Source organism: Vreelandella sp. 162(4c) (assembly GCF_058152265.1).
In genome coordinates, this window is sequence record NZ_CM176981.1 from 1,167,572 (window position 1) to 1,185,652 (window position 18,081).

An 18,081-nucleotide genomic window follows, 5' to 3' on the forward strand; every position below is an offset into this window, starting at 1 on the left:
AGTCATGCTTTACGGATTTTATATCATAGAAAAGCCAAACCCTTAATTTTACACTGCAGCTTCAACTAACACTTTAGTAGGCCTGCAATGAACGACACTACTTGCTCCGCCAGCCCGTCATTACTAACGGCAACACCCACCGCTGAACCTACCTCAGCCAATTGGATGGGCATTGTCAGCCTCGCGCTGGGGGTTTTTGGTTTAGTGACTGCCGAATTTTTACCGGCCAGCCTGCTGACGGCCATGGCAGCGGATCTCAACATCTCCGTTGGCGCCACGGGCCAAGCGGTCACGGCTACTGCTGCAGTAGCTGCGCTTGCCGCGCTAACAATCCCACTTCTGACCCGCAATTTTGATCGTAGGTTTGTGCTGCTTGGTTTATCGCTGCTGCTCGTCGTTTCCAACGTCTTGGCGGCAACGGCGAATAGCTTTTTTGTTTTAATTTTTGCTCGAGTACTGCTGGGAATTGCCTTGGGAGGGTTCTGGTCGATGGCCGCTGCCCTGGCAATGCGCATGGTGCCCGACAATCTGTTTGCACGCGCCATGTCTATTGTTTTGACCGGCGTGTCTGTCGCTACCGTTTGCGCAGCCCCTCTGGGCGCCTATATTGGTGGTCTCTGGGGGTGGCGCAGTGCGTTTATTGCCGCTAGTTGCCTTAGTCTAGTGACGCTCGTGACTCAGCTTTTCGTCATTCCTGCCATGCCGCCAAAAGACAACCCAAGCCTGCGCACTCTCTTCCAACTGCTCACACGCACGCAGGTTCGCGTTGTGCTGTTAGCCGTAGTGCTGATGATTTCAGGCCATTTTGCCGGATTTACCTACATACGACCGCTCCTTGAAGAGGTGGCGCAGCTATCCGTCAGTGCAATCTCTGCGGTACTACTCGGCTTTGGCATTGGTGGTTTTTTTGGCAATTTCGCCGGTGCATTTATCGCAGAACGTAGCGAGCGCAACGCCATTATGTTTGGTGGGGCACTCATTATTGCGATCACCATTACGCTACTGTTCGCGGGTAGTTTGGCCAGCGTTACTGCCGTGTCTATCGCACTGTGGGGGTTTGCTTTCGGCGCTTTTCCCATCGGATTTCAAACCTGGATAGTTCGTGCCGCGCCGGATCAAGTTGAAGCTGCAGGGGGCTTGATAGTTGCCGCCTTTCAGGTTGCTATCGCCAGCGGTGCTATAGGCGGCGGCATACTAGTGGATTACCTCGGCGCGCTGGGTGGGCCCCTATTAGCCCTGATCACTACCAGCCTGGGAACCCTGCTTGTGCTGTCATTTGGGCCACGCTCACAAAGCCCGGCCTGATAGCAAGAGAGCCGGGAGTAGTGAGACTTCCCGGCTCCTCAGTTGACTAGACCACCCAGCGGAAATGCGGTGATTCAAGCGTTACATGCCTCCTGCAGTTCCCGTTACCCACTGTTCATCACCGTTCAATATCGCACAGGAAACTCTCCAGAATGGCACGGCTTTGGGCCAGTTTGGCTGCTTTCTGGTCGGCAAACTCAATTTGTTCGTGCAAGACATTGCGTAGTTCGTCACAGGGCTCGAAAACTGGGCCCTCCCCTCTCACACACGGTAGGAATTGCTTGATGGTTGCCAGAGTCATGCCTGCTGAACCGAGCAGTTTGATCCGCTCGACAGTGCGAATCTCACCCTGCCCGTAATGACGGTACCCATTGGTGGCGCGCGTTGGCTTAAGCAAACCTTCCGCTTCATAGTAGCGCAGCATGCGAATGCTTACTCCGGTGCGTTTTGCCAGCTCGCCTATTTTCATTTCACTCTATTGACTCTTACAGCGCTGTTAGGGTTTAGGGTAGTGACTCCTCACTGCAAGTTCAATCAGGAGTTAATGCCATGTTCACTAACACCAGCACTTTTCAGGCCCATATTAATGGGCAACCAGCCACTCTTTCAGAGCTGATACCCCTGGCCTTTGCAGGGTTTGCCCATTTCACGGCCATGCAGGTACGAGATCGAGAGGTCAAAGGGCTAGATCTTCATCTTGCCCGCCTGCAGAAAGCGTCAAAAGAGTTTTTTGGAAAGATGCTTCCCGAGGAGCAACTGGTCTCCTACATCAAAACAGCTATTGATAAAGGCCCGAAAGACCAGTCATTAACGGTTACTCTCTTCTCCCGCCATGGCGAATTCACCGCGGCCAGCATGGATGCGGAGCCAGACGTGCTCGTCCGTAGCAGCGCACCGGCTAATGGCCCTAAAGGGCCGTTGAGGCTGAGTAGGGTAGATCACGAGCGACCTCTAGCTTCTATCAAGCACGTTGGTGAGGCGGGCAAAACCTACTATCTACATCAAGCTCTGCGCCAGGGTTTCGACGATGCAGCCTTTGTCGACCGCCATGGGCGATTGAGCGAGGCAACCATCTGGAACCTTGCCTTCTGGGACGGTGAGACGGTGATCTGGCCACAGGCAACGATATTGCAGGGCACCATGATGGGTATTGTTCAACGCCAACTGAACCGCCTCGGTATTGCCCAGCGCCACGAGGAGATCACCATTGAGCGTCTTCAGGAACTGCCCGGTGCCGCGGTGATGAATTCATGGACACCTGGGATCGCAGTCACTGCCATTGCTACCACTGCTTTTGCAGAAATAACCCCGTTCATCAGTCTGCTTCATAAAGCCTACCAAGCTGAGCCCAACAGTGTGTTGTAGGGGGTCTTTCCATATAGCGCGGAATCTGAGACAACACCATCGATTTTCCAGCGTTGTCTCAGCAAGCTCTTCGGCAAAGTGCATTGCACATTGCCCCCCGCCACCACAAGAGTGAACACGGCCTTTCCGTTCAAACGTTGCAATCAACAGACCAGTTGCTCGCTCAATGCTGGTAAGCGCACCTTTATTTAACAAAAGGCTTTCAAGGGCCTGCATGTAGGCTCGCTTGTATGTGTTGAATTGCCATGCCTTACTCACTCTTATAAGGGTAGATTTAGCAAACACAATGTGAAATTTAATTAACTTTAGACTTAAGCCAATCGACAAAGGCCTGCATTTTGGCGCTATGCTGCCAACTTTGGGTCGGGATGTAGTAACACAGTATTGAATCAACGCCTTGATACGACATTGGCTGTAATGTGTTAGCTTTCACAAAGTCAGAAACCAGAGTCTCTGAACAAAACACCAGCCCTTTCCCAGCAATAGCTTCATACACGCCATAGAGCTCCTGATCAAAATATCTTATTTCAAAGTTTGGAAGAGACTCCCCATTTTCCATTAACCAGCTTTCCCAAGGTGAATCCGGTAATTTACTATTCTTCCATTTAGTCAGGTAGACAATAGGAGGCTTATCCGCTGTGATAGAGTTGATAAAAGAAGAGCCTCCATACACGTTAAAACGTTCTTTTTTCAATAAGCTTGACTCATCAACACGGGTTACGTCTCCCAAACGGATAGAGAGGGCATTAATTTTAGATGCCACCACTTCACCTGTTGATATTTCAACATCAATATTTTGATAGATTTTATTGAAATCATGTAATAACGGAATTAACACCAGGGCAGCAAAGGATGAAGTGGTATCAACATTCAGTCGTGATGCCCCTGACTTTATATTATCTAGCGCAGTCTGAATTTTCTGCAGACCTGCTGTTGTTGCCTCAGCGAGCTGGTGCCCCTCTGAAGTTAATATCACTTTTCGGTTTTTTCGGTTAAACAGCCGCACTCCCAACCTACTCTCAAGGTTGCTGATGTGGTGCGACACACCTGCTGGCGTTATCGACAGCTCCTCAGCGGCATCTTTAAAGCTCCCCAGTCGAGCTGCTGCTTCAAACACCTTAATCGCTTGCAATGAAGCCTTCACCGCCAGCCCCCCATTTTGGACTCAAACCCGTTTCTCAATAGGTAAGTTTTACTCATCTATCGAGCCAGTTTATTCATTTGTCGCAGTATTGGCAAAAAGGCAGCATAGCCACTCCACATCACTATCAGTCGAGCCCACTATGCACACATTACTTCATATAGACGCCAGCGTACGCAAGACGTCCAACCCCAACCCCGACCACAACTCAATATCAAAGCGCATTGCTATGCAGTTTGTTGATAAATGGAGGTCTGCTAAAAGTACAGATAATTACATTTATCGTGATATTGGCTTAAATCCACCAGCTTTCATTGACCAAGACTGGATAGGCGCTGTGTTTACTCCGGATGACCGAAAAAGTTCTGAGCAACTCGAAAAACTGGCTTTATCAGATCAGCTATTTAACGAGTTATCTCAAGCGGATGTCATTTTAATATCTTCACCTATGTACAACTACGGCATGCCCGCCCCTCTTAAAGCATGGTTCGATCAGGTAATGCGTATAAATAAAACATTTAGCTTTGACTTGGCTCGTGGCGACCATCCTATAGAGCCACTTTTGTCTGGAAAAACACTTATTTTAGTGACCTCATGCGGAGAATTTGGGTTTGGGCCAGGAGGTGAACGTGAGCATATGAATCACCTCGGGCCACACATTAAAACATTGGGCAGATACTTGGGTGTCGAGTCATTTTATGAAATAACGTCAGAGTACCAAGAATTTGGGGACGAAAGGCATCAGGAATCAGTTGCTAATGCGCTTAAAAATGCAGGATTACTAGCGACTGATTTGGCTAGCAAAGCATAAATCCTTAAGCAGTAGTAGGGCAGTGCAATATGCGCTGCCCTGCTTAAAAGCTATTAATCTTGAACAGTAATACAGAAACTGCAACGCTAACCTGCCGTTTTAGGTGGGCTAAACGCTTTACTGTAATAGCCAGATGGATCGAAGCAGCAAACGCGGCGCTTTCCAGAAGCAAGCATGTCGCAAGCATCTAGAATCCGCTTCGCTCGGGTCTTGGACTGCTTGGCGGATGTAATCCAATGAATCCAGTCCAGGCGAGCAATCGTCGTGGTATCGCTCCAAACAGTTTGAGCTTCTGGAGACGCTGCAAGGGCGTCCTGCAAATCAGCGGGCACCTCGGGTTCAGGCTCCTGCTCTACGGGCGTAATCTCAAAGGTGACATCGTCGCCACTGTTAACGCCTGCCGATTCAAGCAGCTCTTTACTTACCCGCAACCAATGGCTCAATTGGCCGTCCGGTTCAAGAGTAGCCTGGAAGGCATAAGTATTGAGGGTGCCCTCTACCGTTGTCCTGCCTCGCCGTGGGAGCTTCTCACTCACGCTTTTGGGCAGCACGACAAAAGCCCATGAATTATCGCTATCCTGCTTGGCGGGCCGAAGAAGCGTTGCTTTAAACTGAGATGTCATAGCTCTTTGTATCCTATTTTTAGTGTGGCAATTAACAGTACTCCAATCAAAAGGGGCAGCCCCTCCTTCAGAACGGGCTGCCTGTGGCATGCTGCTGCATAGCTCAAGGCCCCTAATCCTGATTATAGTCAGAGTGAGGCCCTATATTCAGACGCGATTTATTGATACTCCACCATCTGCCAATAGTGCCGTTCCGGTCGTAAAGCTGGATGCATCTGAAGCCAGGTAGAGTGCGGATTGAGCAATCTCTTCAGGCTTTGCCGTCCGCTTCATTGCATGTAGGTTGGCTACGAACGCTAACGCTTCGGGAGTGTTGGCAAACTCCCTGGCTGCAGCAGTATCCGTGCCTCCCGGTAGTAGCGCATTCACTCGAATGTTATCAGAGCCATATTCACAAGCGAGTACTTGCGTCAGCCCGATTAATCCCGCTTTACTGGCCGCATAAGCAGCCATGCCTGGCATTCCAGCGCTATAGCCAACAAATGTTGAAGTGAAAATTAACGAACCACCGCCACTCGTTAGCATGGCCGGCAGTTGATACTTAGCTGCCAGAAAAGCGCTCGTTAAATTGGTCGTGATCACCTGATTCCAATCGGCCAACGACATCTCGGGCACCGGCCCCATCGCACCTAAAATGCCTGCGTTGTTAAATGCCGCGTCCAATTGACCAAACCTCGCGAGCGTCTCGTCAACGAGCTTTCTGGCGAAATCCTCATCACCTACGTCGCCAGCAACCGCTAACGCTTGGCCACCCTCCTCTTTTATTGCGCTGACCAGCACCTCCAGCTCTGACTCTCTTCTGGCCGCTACCACGACAGTAGCTCCCTCCCTAGCGAAAAGCCGGGCAGTCGCTCTACCAATACCTGCGCTGGCACCAGTAACAATGGCAACTTTATTTTCGAGTGCACCCATCTTTATGACCTCCATCACTGTTCAGAAAAAGGGGAAATTCCCCCACCAACAGCGAAGATCATAAGAAGCCTTTTACCTGGCGCCGACCCGAAACTTGCTACATTGCGCAGGTACTAAAATGCTGAGCATACCTGTGGCCTTTTCAGGGCACGGCGTAGCTGACCCGCCTGCTGATTCCCGACGAGCCGGGCTTCAACCTGTACTGTTCGAGCTTAAGGGAGTAGGGTAGCCCTCCGGATCGACTCCCCCAGCGCTTTGTTGCGATTCACTGTGGAAGTCCATCTGCCTCCCTATTTAAGGCGTTTCCAGCGCCTGACACTTGCACGACCTGATCGCCAACCGCGATATCATCTCGCTACAGACATACCTAGAAAGATGTTCTGTTTTTTGCTTACGTCCTGTCGCGGCCACTCCTTCAAGGGAACTGTGGTTGCTATTTAGGATGCTAGGGCTGCAAAGCCTATGGGTATTCAATGAACGAAGAAAGTTTCTATCAATTCTCGACCGTGACTGTGCTCGCCTTGTTGGCGTTTTTTTACGGCGGCACTTACCTGCTGACCTTGCTGATCAAGAAGAAAAAGGAAAATACTGACGCCTTTATGGTGTCTAATCACCAGATCGGCTTTGGCCTTGGCGCTGCCAGCATGACCGCCACCTGGATCTGGGCAGCCTCGTTCTACGGCGCCGCCACCTCGGGTTATACCTATGGCATTTCCGGCCCTTTACATTACGGGCTGTGGGGCGCGCTGATGATTCTGTTTATCTACCCCTTTGGCCGACGTTTTCGCAAACTGGCGCCCAATGCGCACACCCTGGGTGAGCTTATCCATGCCCGCCATGGTTCTTCCAGCCAGCTGATTCTTGCCTCCTCCAACATCCTGGGCAGCATCATCAGCCTGATGGTCAACTTCACCGCTTCCGGCGCGCTGGTTTCGGTGCTTTCGCCCCTCTCTTTCCAGGCCGGTGTGGTTATTGCTGGGGTCGGGGTGCTCTCCTATACGCTGTGGTCAGGCTTCCGCGCCTCAGTGCTGACGGACTTTGCCCAACTGATGGCGATGATGGCCGTGGCCATCCTGATTATTCCAGCGGTAATGTTTGCTCTCGGCGGCCCGGAAACGCTGTCAGACGGCATGAGTCTTCTTACGCCAGAACAAGCCAACCTGTTCTCGATGGACGCGATCCTCAATCAAGGTGCGCCCTTCTTTGTAGCGGTGCTGGCATACGCCATTGGCAACCAGACCATTTCCCAGCGCCTATTCGCCGTGCGTGAAGATCATATCAAACCGACCTTTATCACCGCGACCATTGGTTATGGTGCCATTGTCATTGGTCTTGGCATGATCGGCTTGATGGCATTGATGACCGGCATGGAGCCGATCGATGGCGACATGAACAATCTGATTCCGCAGATGGTTTCAATGTACCTCTCACCGGTGTTTATCGGGTTGTTCTTTATTCTGGTGATCGGTTCGCTCTCCTCCACTGCTGACTCGGATCTTTCCGCCATGTCGGCGATTTTGATGGCCGATGTCTACGGTAAAAACATTGCCAAAAACAAGCCCGACCCGACCAAGATGCTGTTTATTGGCCGGTTAACCATGATCGTCGCGACGCTGATCGGGGTGGTTCTTGCCAGCTTCTCGATGGACATTCTGATCATGCTGGTCTTCGTTGGTGCGCTGTGGGGTGCAATTGTGTTCCCGGTCATCGCCAGTTGCTTCTGGGATCGAGTCACCAACAAGGCCTTCACCTCCGCTGTCATCGCGGGCTTGGTGATGTTCTGTGTCGCACGATTCGAGCTAGTACCGATGATTGGCGTCACTGCGGGGCTGTTTGAACTACTCGCCGCCGTCGGCGGTGGTGTGGTGCTCGGTCTGATGGCCTTCGGCTTCTGTGGGCGCAGAATTGGTTTGGTTTTCGGCACACTCTGCGCCATTGTGCTGGCCTACTTCTGCGTCGGATTCCTGCGGGACTACACCGTGCTGCTGGCTTCCTTAATGGCTTACGGCGTCAGCACCATCTTCTGCATCGCGGTCAGCCTGATGAGTTCCAGTAAGTTCGACTTCTCGCAGATCGATCAGAAAGTGATCAACTACGACCCGACCAAACCTGCGACGCAAGGCTAAGTCCAGCGCCACGCTAGATTCATCACTTCATCCGCTGGTGCGCCAAGCGCACCAGCCAGACAATAGGAAAGCGCATGCAAACCTTTATCTTGGCGTTATATGTACTGATCTGGCCGTTGATCTCACTTGTCATCTTCGCGGTGATTGGCATCGCCACCGTCAAAGACATTCGCATTGCACGACGTGATAAGCGTGAACTGGTGTGATGTAGCTCTTCATCGATGAACAGTAACAGTGGTTAAGGAAAATAGAGGCAAGGAAAAGAGATGCGGCAAAGGATTGCCGTGGTTTGTAACCCTACATCAAGCTCCAAAATGCATCGACCAGCGGGTTTTTTAAGTTTTTCTTTAACGTAAACAAGCCAATATCGTAGGGTTCCAGCTCAGGCTTCACATCAAGCACCCGAATACGATCCTTCAATGGGCTGTTATCGAGCACAATTTTTGGCACTACGCCAATGCCGAAGCCCAAGCTCACCATACTTACAATCGCCTCATTGCCCGTGACCTGTGCATAAATGCGCGGGGCAATATCGCGTTGGCGAAACCATTCGTCCACACGAGTTCTTGAGACACCGCTTTCAGATAAAATCATCGGGATATTCGCCCACTCTCCGGGTGCGGTTGGCGAGGTCGTGGGAATATTTGGCACTTGCTGCTCAAGTGGTGCGATAAATAACAAAGGCGATGTGGCAATGGGCTTGAATGCTAACCCGCGAGGTAAGTTTGCGGGGCGTGCCGCGATGCTGAGGTCTTCTTTACCGTCCAGAACATGCGCAATCGCGTGTTCTGGATCCCCCGTGCGCAGCTTTATTTCAATCGCAGGATAGGCGATACGAAAGCGACGCAGCAGCTCGTACAGAAAACTGTAGCTCGCGGTGACTGAACCGTACAAGCTGATTTCACCGCTTAATTGATCAGAGTTGTCAGTTAACTCATGGCGGATCAAGTTCCACTGGCTGCTGGTATCGCGCGCGTATTTAAGAAATTTCTGGCCTTCCTGAGTCAATGCCACGGTTCGATTGTCGCGATTAAACAGCGGTACACCCAGCTCGTCTTCTAAATGACGAATGTTGCGCGACAGCGCAGAAATGCTGATATGACACTCATCGCTGGCGCGTCCAAAATGCAGCGTTTCTGCCAGGGCAAGGAATTGTTTTAAAAGTTTAATATTCATAATAAGACCGACGCTCCGCGACTGCGCTTGTGGCGATGTCCGAATACTAACCGACAGTTGCGAAAAATGGGACGTGTTATTGCAAATATATCAATTTAAGAAAGAGTCACTCTTCTATACATTACCTCTCATCACATGCTCTTACCGACATGGCGCTAGCGTTTCCCCCTAGCGACGGTGTCACCTTTTTAATATCGGTGTACCTTACACCGACACATTGATCATAAAATTAGGATGCTAACGATGGCTAACTATTTCAATACGTTACCGCTACGCGAGCAATTGGCTCAGCTAGCGCAATGCCGCTTCATGCACACCGCTGAGTTTGCTGATGGCGTCGAAGCGCTAAAAGGCAAAAAAATGGTGGTTATCGGCTGTGGCGCACAAGGCCTTAACCAAGGTTTGAACCTACGTGACAGCGGCCTAGATGTTTCTTATGCACTGCGTCCTGAAGCCATTGAGCAAAAGCGCCAGTCCTGGAAAAACGCCACTGAAAACGGTTTTGTGGTAGGAACTTACGAAGAGTTGATCCCCACCGCAGACGTTGTTTTGAACCTCACCCCTGATAAGCAGCACACTTCAGTAGTGAACACAGTGATGCCGCTGATGAAGGAAGGCGCCTGCCTGTCTTACTCTCACGGTTTCAACATCGTAGAAGAAGGCATGAAAATTCGCGACGACTTAACCGTCATCATGGTGGCACCGAAGTGCCCTGGCTCTGAAGTTCGCGCTGAATACGTGCGTGGTTTCGGTGTTCCCACCTTGATCGCTGTTCACGAAGACAATGACCCCAAAGGCGAAGGCCTTGCGCTCGCCAAAGCTTACGCTGTAGGTACTGGCGGCCATAAAGCGGGCGTGCTGATGTCCTCTTTCATCGCGGAAGTGAAATCCGATCTGATGGGCGAGCAAACGATCCTTTGCGGCATGCTGCAAACGGGCTCCCTGCTTTGCTTCGACAAGATGGTCGAAGAAGGTATCGACCCGGGTTACGCCTCTAAGCTGATCCAGTACGGCTGGGAAACAGTCACCGAAGCGCTGAAGTACGGCGGTGTGACAAATATGCTAGATCGTCTTTCTAACCCAGCGAAGATCAAAGCGTTCGATCTTTCTGAAGAGTTAAAAGACATCATGCGTCCGCTGTACAACAAGCACCAAGACGACATCATGAGTGGCCACTTCTCTAAAACGATGATGGAAGACTGGGCGAACGATGATGCGAACCTTCTAAAATGGCGTGCAGAAACGGCTGAGACGAATTTCGAGAAAACACCCGCTGGCGATGTAGAAATCTCTGAGCAAGAGTTCTTCGACAACGGCATTTTGATGGTCGCTATGGTGAAAGCCGGTGTTGAGCTTGCTTTCGAAACCATGACAGCGGCGGGCATCATCGCTGAATCGGCTTACTACGAGTCGCTACACGAAACGCCGCTCATCGCGAACACCATCGCGCGTAAGAAATTGTACGAAATGAACGCGACTATCTCTGATACGGCGGAATACGGTTGCTACCTCTACAACCACGCCTGTGTGCCGCTGTTGGCAGACTTTATGAAAGGCATCAAATCCGACGTGATCGGTAAAGGGCTTTCGCTAGACGACAACGGCGTTGATAACGCACGCCTGATCGAAGTTAACACTGCCCTTCGTTCACACCCCGTAGAAGCCGTTGGCTCGGTTCTTCGTGGCTACATGGCTGACATGAAAAAAATCGTTTAATCGCCTGATTAAACGATAGACGTTCAGGTCATCAAAACCTAAGCCGTCAAAAAAAGCCGAGATATCATCACGATATGCTCGGCTTTTTTGGTTCCCCGAACAGCGTAAGGAAGAGAGTAATGGATTCGTTAACCCGCCTAGACGATATTCACCAAAACCATATCCGCCTAACAAAAGCGACGGTTAGCTTTGATGATCGTTTCACACTAAGCGAGATTGATTGGACCATTACGCCAGAACAGCATTGGGTTATCACTGGCCCCAATGGCGCAGGTAAATCCGCCCTTGCTGCTGCGCTCGCGGGCATTGGTGACATCCAGAGCGGAAGCATTCAAGGCCTTCCCAACAACGTGGAAATCGTCTCTTTTGAAGCCCAGGCAGAGCTCATCGCCCAAGAGTTGAAAAAAGACGACGCCGACATTATGGACGTCATTTCACTCGGTACTCCCGTCAGTGAAATGATTTTCGACCACTGCCAAGACACTGAACTTGCCCAATCCTTGGTCGAGAAATTTGGCCTAGGGAAACTGCTCGATCGCGCGTTTCGTAAACTTTCCACCGGTGAAACCCGCAAAGTCATGCTGATTCGCGCGCTGGCCAACAAGCCTGATTTACTTATTTTAGACGAGCCCTTCGATGGCTTGGATGTCGATACCCTCGCCATGCTGCAAGCACATCTAGCCTCTATCATCGACACCGTTCCCATGGTCATGGTATTGAATCGCTTTGATGAAATGCCGGACTTCATCACCCATGTGGCCTATCTAGACAAAGAGCGTGGGGATAAACAGAGTGGCGACAAAGGCCGCTTGAAGCTCACGGTAGACCGTCAAGATGACGCCGCCTTTAATGAGCTCTACCAATTACTGCATTTGAAAACCACCGACCTAAGCGTGCCGGAGGCCGACCCCACCAATAAGCTACCCGCTCTCGACCCGAGCCAGCCATTAGTAAAACTAACGCAAGCGACCATCCAATACGGCGACACCGTGATTGTCGATAAGCTCGATTGGACGATAGAACGGGGCCAGCATTGGCAACTGAGCGGCCCTAACGGTAGCGGCAAAACCTGCGTTTTATCGTTGATCACCGGCGATCATCCGCAGTGCTATACCAACGATATTTTCGTGTTTGGTTTCCAGCGCGGTAACGGCGAAAGCATCTGGCAGATTAAACAGTTTATCGGCTATGTATCCACTAACCTGCAGTGGGAATACCGGGTTAGCACCAGCTGCAAAAACGTGATTATTTCCGGTTTCTACGACAGCATCGGCATGTACACCAAGCCCACTGACAGCCAGAAAAAAATTGCCGACCAATGGCTCGAACTACTCGGCATGCAAGACCGCGCCGACCAGCCGTTTAACAAACTCTCGTACGGCGACCAGCGCCTGCTACTCATTGCCCGCGCCATGGTCAAACATCCGCCCCTGTTGATTCTAGATGAACCTTGCCTTGGCCTGGACGACATAAACCGCCAGCTCGTCCTCGCCCTGATCGAAAAAATCTGCCAAGGCTCAGAAACCACCGTGCTCTACGTTAACCACCACGCGGAAGACCAGATAACAGGCATAGAGCATTATTTAGGGCTGGAGAAAAATAACTAATTTTTCAAATAGTTAAGATCAGTAACTATACTGAAAAATGGCCAGCCAGCTAGTCTTTTTTGTCTATCGTTACCTCAATCGATTTGCTATCGCCAGCAAACCATTTCTGAACATACAGAGTGCCCACGATAGGCGCCGTTCCTTCATCAGGCACTTCTTTATAGCGAACGCTGTTTTTGGTTTCTTTCTCGTATTCAAACATAACTACTTTCTTCGCCATGAAACATATCCAGTAAGTAATAATTAGGACTTGGGCGACTAATGCCGCTCAACAGGCTTGTTAGGTTTTGGAGTTAATCAGTCTCAAAGCGAACAGTTACTTTCGATCCGCACGCCTGAGCGACGCAACGCGCATAGCCTTCAAGAGATCATCGACCTTGTGATGATATAGATCAAGGTCTACGTTGGATGCAGGCGCAGCCTGTTGCCGTGCCTTCACGCATCACACGGAGGTGAATATTGTTAGCAAGCTCAGGATCCACGCCCAGTCGCAGACACTGCCCGGTAGCAAGGCCGCCTTCGTCAGCGGCCAAACGATCCACCCCAACGGTGGCACCATCGTCAATGGCTGAGGCGAGCGCCCTCTTGATCACATAAAGATATGGATGCAATGAACCACGGCACAAAGCCCCATGACACCGATCAAAAGCCCCGGCGCTGGCTCGATAGCGCCACCCACCCTTCTGGCTGACCCGCGAAGGGCTCGCGCTGTTTGAGTTCCACCGCCAGGAGCGTCTGGACTCCGGCGGCTTCGCACCGCTCGATGGTGACGGGCGCATACCCGACGACGCCGTGGCCGACACCATGCTTACCGCGCGCATGGCACATAGTTGTGCCTTAGCAGCGCTACAGGGCGTGCCGGGCGCTGCCGCGCTGGCCGAGCATGCTATTCGCGCGTTGGAAGGTAAGCTGCACGACGAGCAACACGGCGGCTGGTTCGGCGCCGACCCCGCCACCAGCGACGACCGCACCAAGCAGTGCTATATCCATCACTTCGTCGCCCTCGGCGCTGCCACTGCGACCCACGCCGATATTCCCGGCGCGGCTGCTCTGCTCGAAGAGGCCATTGGGGTGATCGACACCCGCTTCTGGTCGATGGATGAGCAAGCTTTCGTCGAGAGTTTCAGTCAGGACTGGAGCGAACTGAGCGACTACCGCGGCGGTAACAGCAACATGCACGGCGTAGAGCTGTGCTTGGCGCTAGCCGATGTGCGCGACGAACCGCTGTGGCTTGATCGGGCGCTGGCCATCGTCGAACGACTGATTCACCGCCACGCGGCTCCCCGGGAATACCGCATCATCGAGCATTTTCACGGCGACTGGTCGGAGTGGCCGGAACACAACGCCGACTGCCCCGACGACGGCTTCTCCCCCTATGGCGCTACGCCGGGGCACGGCTTTGAGTGGTCGCGTTTGATGCTGCACCTGGAAGCATCGCTGCAATCCCGCGGCCGAACGGTTCCTGCCTAGCTGTTCACCGACGCTGCGGCGCTATTTGACGCCAGCCTGCGCGACGGCTGGAATACCGACGGCGCCCCGGGGCTGGTATATACCGTCGATTGGGAGGGTAACCCGCACTCCCTGCGGCGACGCCACTGGACCCACGCCGAGGCGGCGGGCGCGGCGGCCGCGTTCCTACAGCGCACCGGCGAGGCCCACTACGAGCACTGGTATCGGCAACTCTGGGATGCGATCGACACCCTCTTTATCGATCGTAAACGGGGCGGCTGGTACCAGGAGCTCAGCGGTGAGTTGCAGATCGACCCCGCCGAAGGCGACGTCAAACCCGATCTCTACCATGCCTACCAGTCCACCTTGCTGCCACGGTTGCCCTTAGCCCCCAACCTAGCGTTAACCGTCCACCGGTTGTAGCTGGTTGTAATAAATAGTGCAACGTTCACCCGAGGTGGTCCCCCCTCAGTCGCCGTGCCTGTCGTGGGCCCGGCTTTTTCAGTTTATTTCAGTCATACCAGGGGTGGATTACGCTCGGTAAACTGGCCGTTCCAATAGGGATAATAGGGGTAAGGTGGCGTTACCGCGCTCGCCGCGTCTAATCGTGCAACTTGAGATTCATCAAGGCGCCAGCCAACCGCACCGAGATTCTGCCGTAACTGGGTTTCGTCCCGGGCACCCATCAAAACCGATGACACCGTCGGACGGCGCAGCAACCAGTTAATCGCCACCTGGGGCACGCTCTTGCCGACTTCGTCAGCGATCTCGAATAGCACGTCCAGTACCCGGTACAGTCTTTCGTTCGGCACCGGCGGCGCGAACCCTTCGGTCTCGTGAAGACGGCTCCCGGCGGGCAGTGGTTGGCCGCGACGAATCTTACCGGTCAGACGCCCCCAGCCCAGCGGGCTCCACACCAGAGCGCCCAGGCCTTGATCCTGCCCCAACGGCATCAGCTCCCACTCGTAATCTCTGCCCACCAGGGAGTAATACGTCTGGTTCGCCACGAAGCGCGCATAGCCATAACGCTCGGCAACGCTCTGGGACTTCATCAACTGCCAACCAGAGAAATTGGAGGCCCCGAGATAGCGCACCTTGCCAGCCCGTACTAGGTCATCCAGTGCGGACATCACGTCCTCCACCGGAGTCATGGCATCGAAGTGATGTAGTTGCAGCACATCGATATAATCGGTTCCCAGCCTTTTTAGTGCGCGCTCGGTGGCGCGGATCAAGTGGTGTCGAGAGCTGCCCACGTCATTGGCGTCCTCCCCGCTGCGTAGTGACAGCTTCGTGGACACGATCACCCGGTCACGACGGCCTTTGATCGCCGCACCAAGGATCGCTTCCGAAGCACCGTCGGAATAAACATCAGCGGAGTCGAACAGATTGACCCCAGCGTCCAGACATATATCGATCAGCCGCTTCGCTTGCTCAACGTCGGTATTACCCCAGGCACTGAACAGCGGTCCCTTGCCACCAAAGGTGCCAGCTCCAAACCCCAATGCAGGCACCTTGAAACCAGATCGCCCTAGATAACGATATTCCATCACACTCACTCCTGTTCGCAGTAAATTGCCGGGGCGGGCCCAATGGACTCGCCATGCTCACGCTTGATTGCCCAGACGGCCACCGCCAGTCCGGTAAGAGCAACCAGTGCGGCGGCGCCAGGCACGGCGGTAAAGCTGCCGCTGCGCTCGATCACCACACCGCCCAAGCCCGCACCAATGGCATTACCCAGATTGAACGCACCGATATTGAAGCTGGACGCCAGGCTGGCCGCGCCTTCCGCCCGGTTAAGTACCCACAGTTGCAAGGGCGCCACCGTAGCGAAACCGGCCATGCCCAGCAGGCCGACGAAGACCACCGTTGTCCACTGATAGCCGAGCGCAAAAGGAAACAGGCCCAGCACCGCCGCCAGCACTGCCAATGTGATAATCAGGGCCGGTGCCAGCCCCCGATCCGCGAGACGCCCGCCGAGCAGGTTACCGACGATCATGCCAACGCCGAATACCAGCAGAATCAGCGACACCGCATCCTGGGAGAAACCGGCGATGCCGGTCAGCATCGGCTGGATGTAGGTAAACACGGTGAACACCCCGGCGATGCCAAGCGCTGTCATCAGCAACCCCAGCAACACCGTGGGTCGACCGATCGACGCCAGACTCTTTTGCCAACCCAATACCTCTCCGTCACCGCTGTCGCGAGGCACCATGAGGGCGATCACCAGGGTCGCCAGTACGCCCACACCGGTGATTGCCCAGAAGGTGGTGCGCCAGCCATATTCGTGCCCCAGCCAAGCGCCAGCGGGCACGCCCAGCAGCGTCGCCACGGTCAAGCCGGTGAACATCGTGGCGATGGCACTGGCCCGTTTGTCCGGCGCCACCAGGCCAGTGGCGACCACCGAACCGACGCCGAAAAAAGTGCCGTGTGCTAGGGAGGTCACCACCCGGGCAACCATCAGCATCGAGTAGTTCGGAGCCAGCGCACAGGCCAGGTTGCCGAGGGTAAAAATAACCATCAACGCCACCAGCACCTTCTTGCGAGGCCAGCGGGCACTGGCAATGGTGAGCAACGGCGCGCCCACGAACACACCCAAGGCATATCCGGAGATCAGCAGGCCCGCTTGGCGGATACTTACATCCAGATCGGCGGCCACTTGCTCCAGCACCCCCATGATCACGAACTCGGTGGTGCCGATGCCGAAGGCACCAATGGTCAAAGCGTAGAGCGCCCAGGGGATCGGGCGCGAAGAGGTTGAAGCCATCATCAAAACGTCCATCAGGGAATGATGAGACGAATGCTAGACCTGCATCACCCTCCTTGATACCTTTAGGATCTTTAATGACTTTCAATATTTTATTGACAATGAGGCCATCATGGATCGTCTAAGCGACATCGCTCTCTTTCTGCGCGTGGTGGATCTGGGTACGATCAGCGCCGCCGCCCGCAGCCTTGACCTCTCGGTGGCCGTGGCCAGCCAACGTCTGCAGCGGTTGGAAAAGGGCCTCAATGTCCGGCTGTTGCACCGCACAACCCGTCGCCTCCACCCCACCCCAGAGGGGCTCGCGCTGGCGGAACAAGGCCGCGAGTTGGTGGAGGGGCTGGAAGCACTCACCCAGGATCTACGCGGCAGCGCCGACAACGTCACCGGCACCCTGCGCGTCACCCTGCCCCACTCCTTCGGGCGTCAGTACATTTCACCGCTGTTGCCCGAGTTCCTTAACCGTTATCCCCGGCTGGATCTGTGTGTCGGCCTGACTGACCAGGTAGTGGATCTGGTGGGCGAGGGCTACGATCTGGGCATTCGCATCGGCATTCTGGAAGATTCCAGTTTGGTGGCGCGACGCCTGGCCGACGACGAGCGGGTACTGTGCGCCTCTCCCGACTACCTGAAACGCCACGGCACCCCGCAACGCCCCGGCGAACTGGCTGATCACCAATGCCTGGTACTTTCCAGCAGTCGGCGTCGGCAGGATATCTGGCACCTCACCGACAACCAGGGGCAAAGCGAGGCGATACAAATAGGCGGCCGCATACGCAGCAATCAGGGTGAAATGCTCACCGAGGCGGTACTCGGCGGCCTGGGCATCGCACAGCACTCGGTGTGGCACATCCACGAATACCTGCACAGCGGTCAATTGAGCGTGGTATTGCCGGATTACCGGTTAACGGAAACCAGCATCTACGCGGTGATGCCCCAGCGCCAGTTGGTGCCACCTCGGGTGCGGGCGTTTGTGGCGTTTCTGGGAGAGCGGCTCGCTGAACATCCTGTCTGGGCGTTGCGGCGGGAAGATCAGTAAGTGTCAATTGCATCTAGATCGAGATGGATCCATCGATGTGAGCCGACCAG

The 18,081-nt window shown here is 53.7% G+C and carries 17 protein-coding genes and 1 pseudogene; 9 read left to right on the forward strand and 9 right to left on the reverse strand.

Going from position 1 to position 18,081, the window contains the following annotated elements; translation table 11 throughout:
- The first annotated feature begins 87 nt into the window (after positions 1–87).
- Positions 88–1,305: an MFS transporter gene (locus AC4EYZ_RS05270; protein WP_022520561.1), complete on the forward strand. Its 1,218-nt coding sequence runs from the start codon at positions 88–90 to the stop codon at positions 1,303–1,305.
- A 118-nt stretch (positions 1,306–1,423) separates the two neighbouring features.
- On the opposite strand, the gene AC4EYZ_RS05275 is transcribed toward AC4EYZ_RS05270, so the two are convergent.
- Complete coding sequence (locus AC4EYZ_RS05275; RefSeq protein ID WP_022520562.1) at positions 1,424–1,774, reverse strand: MerR family transcriptional regulator; 351 nt, start codon at positions 1,772–1,774, stop codon at positions 1,424–1,426.
- Positions 1,775–1,854: 80 nt separating this feature from the next.
- On the opposite strand from AC4EYZ_RS05275, the gene AC4EYZ_RS05280 reads away from it, so the two are divergent.
- Positions 1,855–2,670 (forward strand): aminotransferase class IV family protein, encoded by an 816-nt coding sequence (locus AC4EYZ_RS05280; RefSeq protein WP_022520563.1) that lies wholly within the window; start codon positions 1,855–1,857, stop codon positions 2,668–2,670.
- 295 nt (positions 2,671–2,965) lie between these two features.
- Here the strand turns inward: AC4EYZ_RS05280 and AC4EYZ_RS05285 are convergent, their stop codons facing one another.
- The gene (locus AC4EYZ_RS05285) at positions 2,966–3,814 is read right to left on the reverse strand and encodes a LysR family transcriptional regulator (RefSeq protein ID WP_053856845.1); all 849 of its coding nucleotides are present in this window, start codon (positions 3,812–3,814) and stop codon (positions 2,966–2,968) included.
- A gap of 139 nt (positions 3,815–3,953) precedes the next feature.
- On the opposite strand from AC4EYZ_RS05285, the gene AC4EYZ_RS05290 reads away from it, so the two are divergent.
- Positions 3,954–4,622 carry an FMN-dependent NADH-azoreductase gene (locus tag AC4EYZ_RS05290; RefSeq protein WP_022520565.1) on the forward strand — a complete coding sequence of 223 codons (669 nt, stop codon included), beginning with the start codon at positions 3,954–3,956 and terminating at the stop codon, positions 4,620–4,622.
- A gap of 86 nt (positions 4,623–4,708) precedes the next feature.
- On the opposite strand, the gene AC4EYZ_RS05295 is transcribed toward AC4EYZ_RS05290, so the two are convergent.
- Together AC4EYZ_RS05295 and AC4EYZ_RS05300 are read right to left on the reverse strand one after the other, a co-directional pair.
- Positions 4,709–5,245: a YdeI/OmpD-associated family protein gene (locus tag AC4EYZ_RS05295; protein WP_022520566.1), complete on the reverse strand. Its 537-nt coding sequence runs from the start codon at positions 5,243–5,245 to the stop codon at positions 4,709–4,711.
- 147 nt (positions 5,246–5,392) lie between these two features.
- Positions 5,393–6,157 carry an SDR family oxidoreductase gene (locus tag AC4EYZ_RS05300; protein WP_022520567.1) on the reverse strand — a complete coding sequence of 255 codons (765 nt, stop codon included), beginning with the start codon at positions 6,155–6,157 and terminating at the stop codon, positions 5,393–5,395.
- Between the two features lie 473 nt (positions 6,158–6,630).
- Here AC4EYZ_RS05300 and AC4EYZ_RS05305 point away from each other — a divergent pair, with 473 nt between their 5' ends.
- Positions 6,631–8,283 carry a sodium:solute symporter family protein gene (locus AC4EYZ_RS05305; RefSeq protein ID WP_022520568.1) on the forward strand — a complete coding sequence of 551 codons (1,653 nt, stop codon included), beginning with the start codon at positions 6,631–6,633 and terminating at the stop codon, positions 8,281–8,283.
- Positions 8,284–8,357: 74 nt separating this feature from the next.
- Positions 8,358–8,489, forward strand: a complete 132-nt coding sequence (locus AC4EYZ_RS05310; protein ID WP_022520569.1) for a putative transporter small subunit — start codon at positions 8,358–8,360, stop codon at positions 8,487–8,489.
- 91 nt (positions 8,490–8,580) lie between these two features.
- Here the strand turns inward: AC4EYZ_RS05310 and ilvY are convergent, their stop codons facing one another.
- Positions 8,581–9,459, reverse strand: coding sequence for an HTH-type transcriptional activator IlvY (gene ilvY / locus AC4EYZ_RS05315; protein WP_009287237.1), 879 nt, complete (start codon positions 9,457–9,459; stop codon positions 8,581–8,583).
- Between the two features lie 243 nt (positions 9,460–9,702).
- Here ilvY and ilvC point away from each other — a divergent pair, with 243 nt between their 5' ends.
- Positions 9,703–11,175, forward strand: a complete 1,473-nt coding sequence (ilvC, locus tag AC4EYZ_RS05320; protein ID WP_022520570.1) for a ketol-acid reductoisomerase — start codon at positions 9,703–9,705, stop codon at positions 11,173–11,175.
- Positions 11,176–11,294: 119 nt separating this feature from the next.
- The gene (gene modF, locus AC4EYZ_RS05325; RefSeq protein ID WP_022520571.1) at positions 11,295–12,782 is read left to right on the forward strand and encodes a molybdate ABC transporter ATP-binding protein ModF; all 1,488 of its coding nucleotides are present in this window, start codon (positions 11,295–11,297) and stop codon (positions 12,780–12,782) included.
- A gap of 49 nt (positions 12,783–12,831) precedes the next feature.
- Here modF and AC4EYZ_RS05330 read toward each other — a convergent pair whose 3' ends face one another.
- On the reverse strand, positions 12,832–13,002 hold the full coding sequence (locus AC4EYZ_RS05330; protein WP_022520572.1) for a hypothetical protein: 171 nt from the start codon (positions 13,000–13,002) through the stop codon (positions 12,832–12,834).
- A gap of 172 nt (positions 13,003–13,174) precedes the next feature.
- Complete coding sequence (locus AC4EYZ_RS05335; protein ID WP_141224352.1) at positions 13,175–13,393, reverse strand: hypothetical protein; 219 nt, start codon at positions 13,391–13,393, stop codon at positions 13,175–13,177.
- A gap of 193 nt (positions 13,394–13,586) precedes the next feature.
- Between AC4EYZ_RS05335 and AC4EYZ_RS05340 the strand changes: the two are divergent.
- A pseudogene (locus tag AC4EYZ_RS05340) lies at positions 13,587–14,654 on the forward strand (AGE family epimerase/isomerase).
- A 92-nt stretch (positions 14,655–14,746) separates the two neighbouring features.
- Here AC4EYZ_RS05340 and AC4EYZ_RS05345 read toward each other — a convergent pair.
- Both AC4EYZ_RS05345 and AC4EYZ_RS05350 read right to left on the reverse strand, forming a co-directional pair.
- A complete protein-coding gene (locus tag AC4EYZ_RS05345; RefSeq protein WP_053856846.1) occupies positions 14,747–15,778 on the reverse strand; it encodes an aldo/keto reductase in 1,032 nt (343 codons plus the stop codon).
- A 5-nt stretch (positions 15,779–15,783) separates the two neighbouring features.
- Positions 15,784–16,998, reverse strand: a complete 1,215-nt coding sequence (locus AC4EYZ_RS05350; RefSeq protein WP_022520576.1) for an MFS transporter — start codon at positions 16,996–16,998, stop codon at positions 15,784–15,786.
- Between the two features lie 109 nt (positions 16,999–17,107).
- Here AC4EYZ_RS05350 and AC4EYZ_RS05355 point away from each other — a divergent pair, with 109 nt between their 5' ends.
- Positions 17,108–18,031 carry a LysR family transcriptional regulator gene (locus tag AC4EYZ_RS05355; RefSeq protein WP_022520577.1) on the forward strand — a complete coding sequence of 308 codons (924 nt, stop codon included), beginning with the start codon at positions 17,108–17,110 and terminating at the stop codon, positions 18,029–18,031.
- The last annotated feature ends 50 nt before the right edge of the window (positions 18,032–18,081 follow it).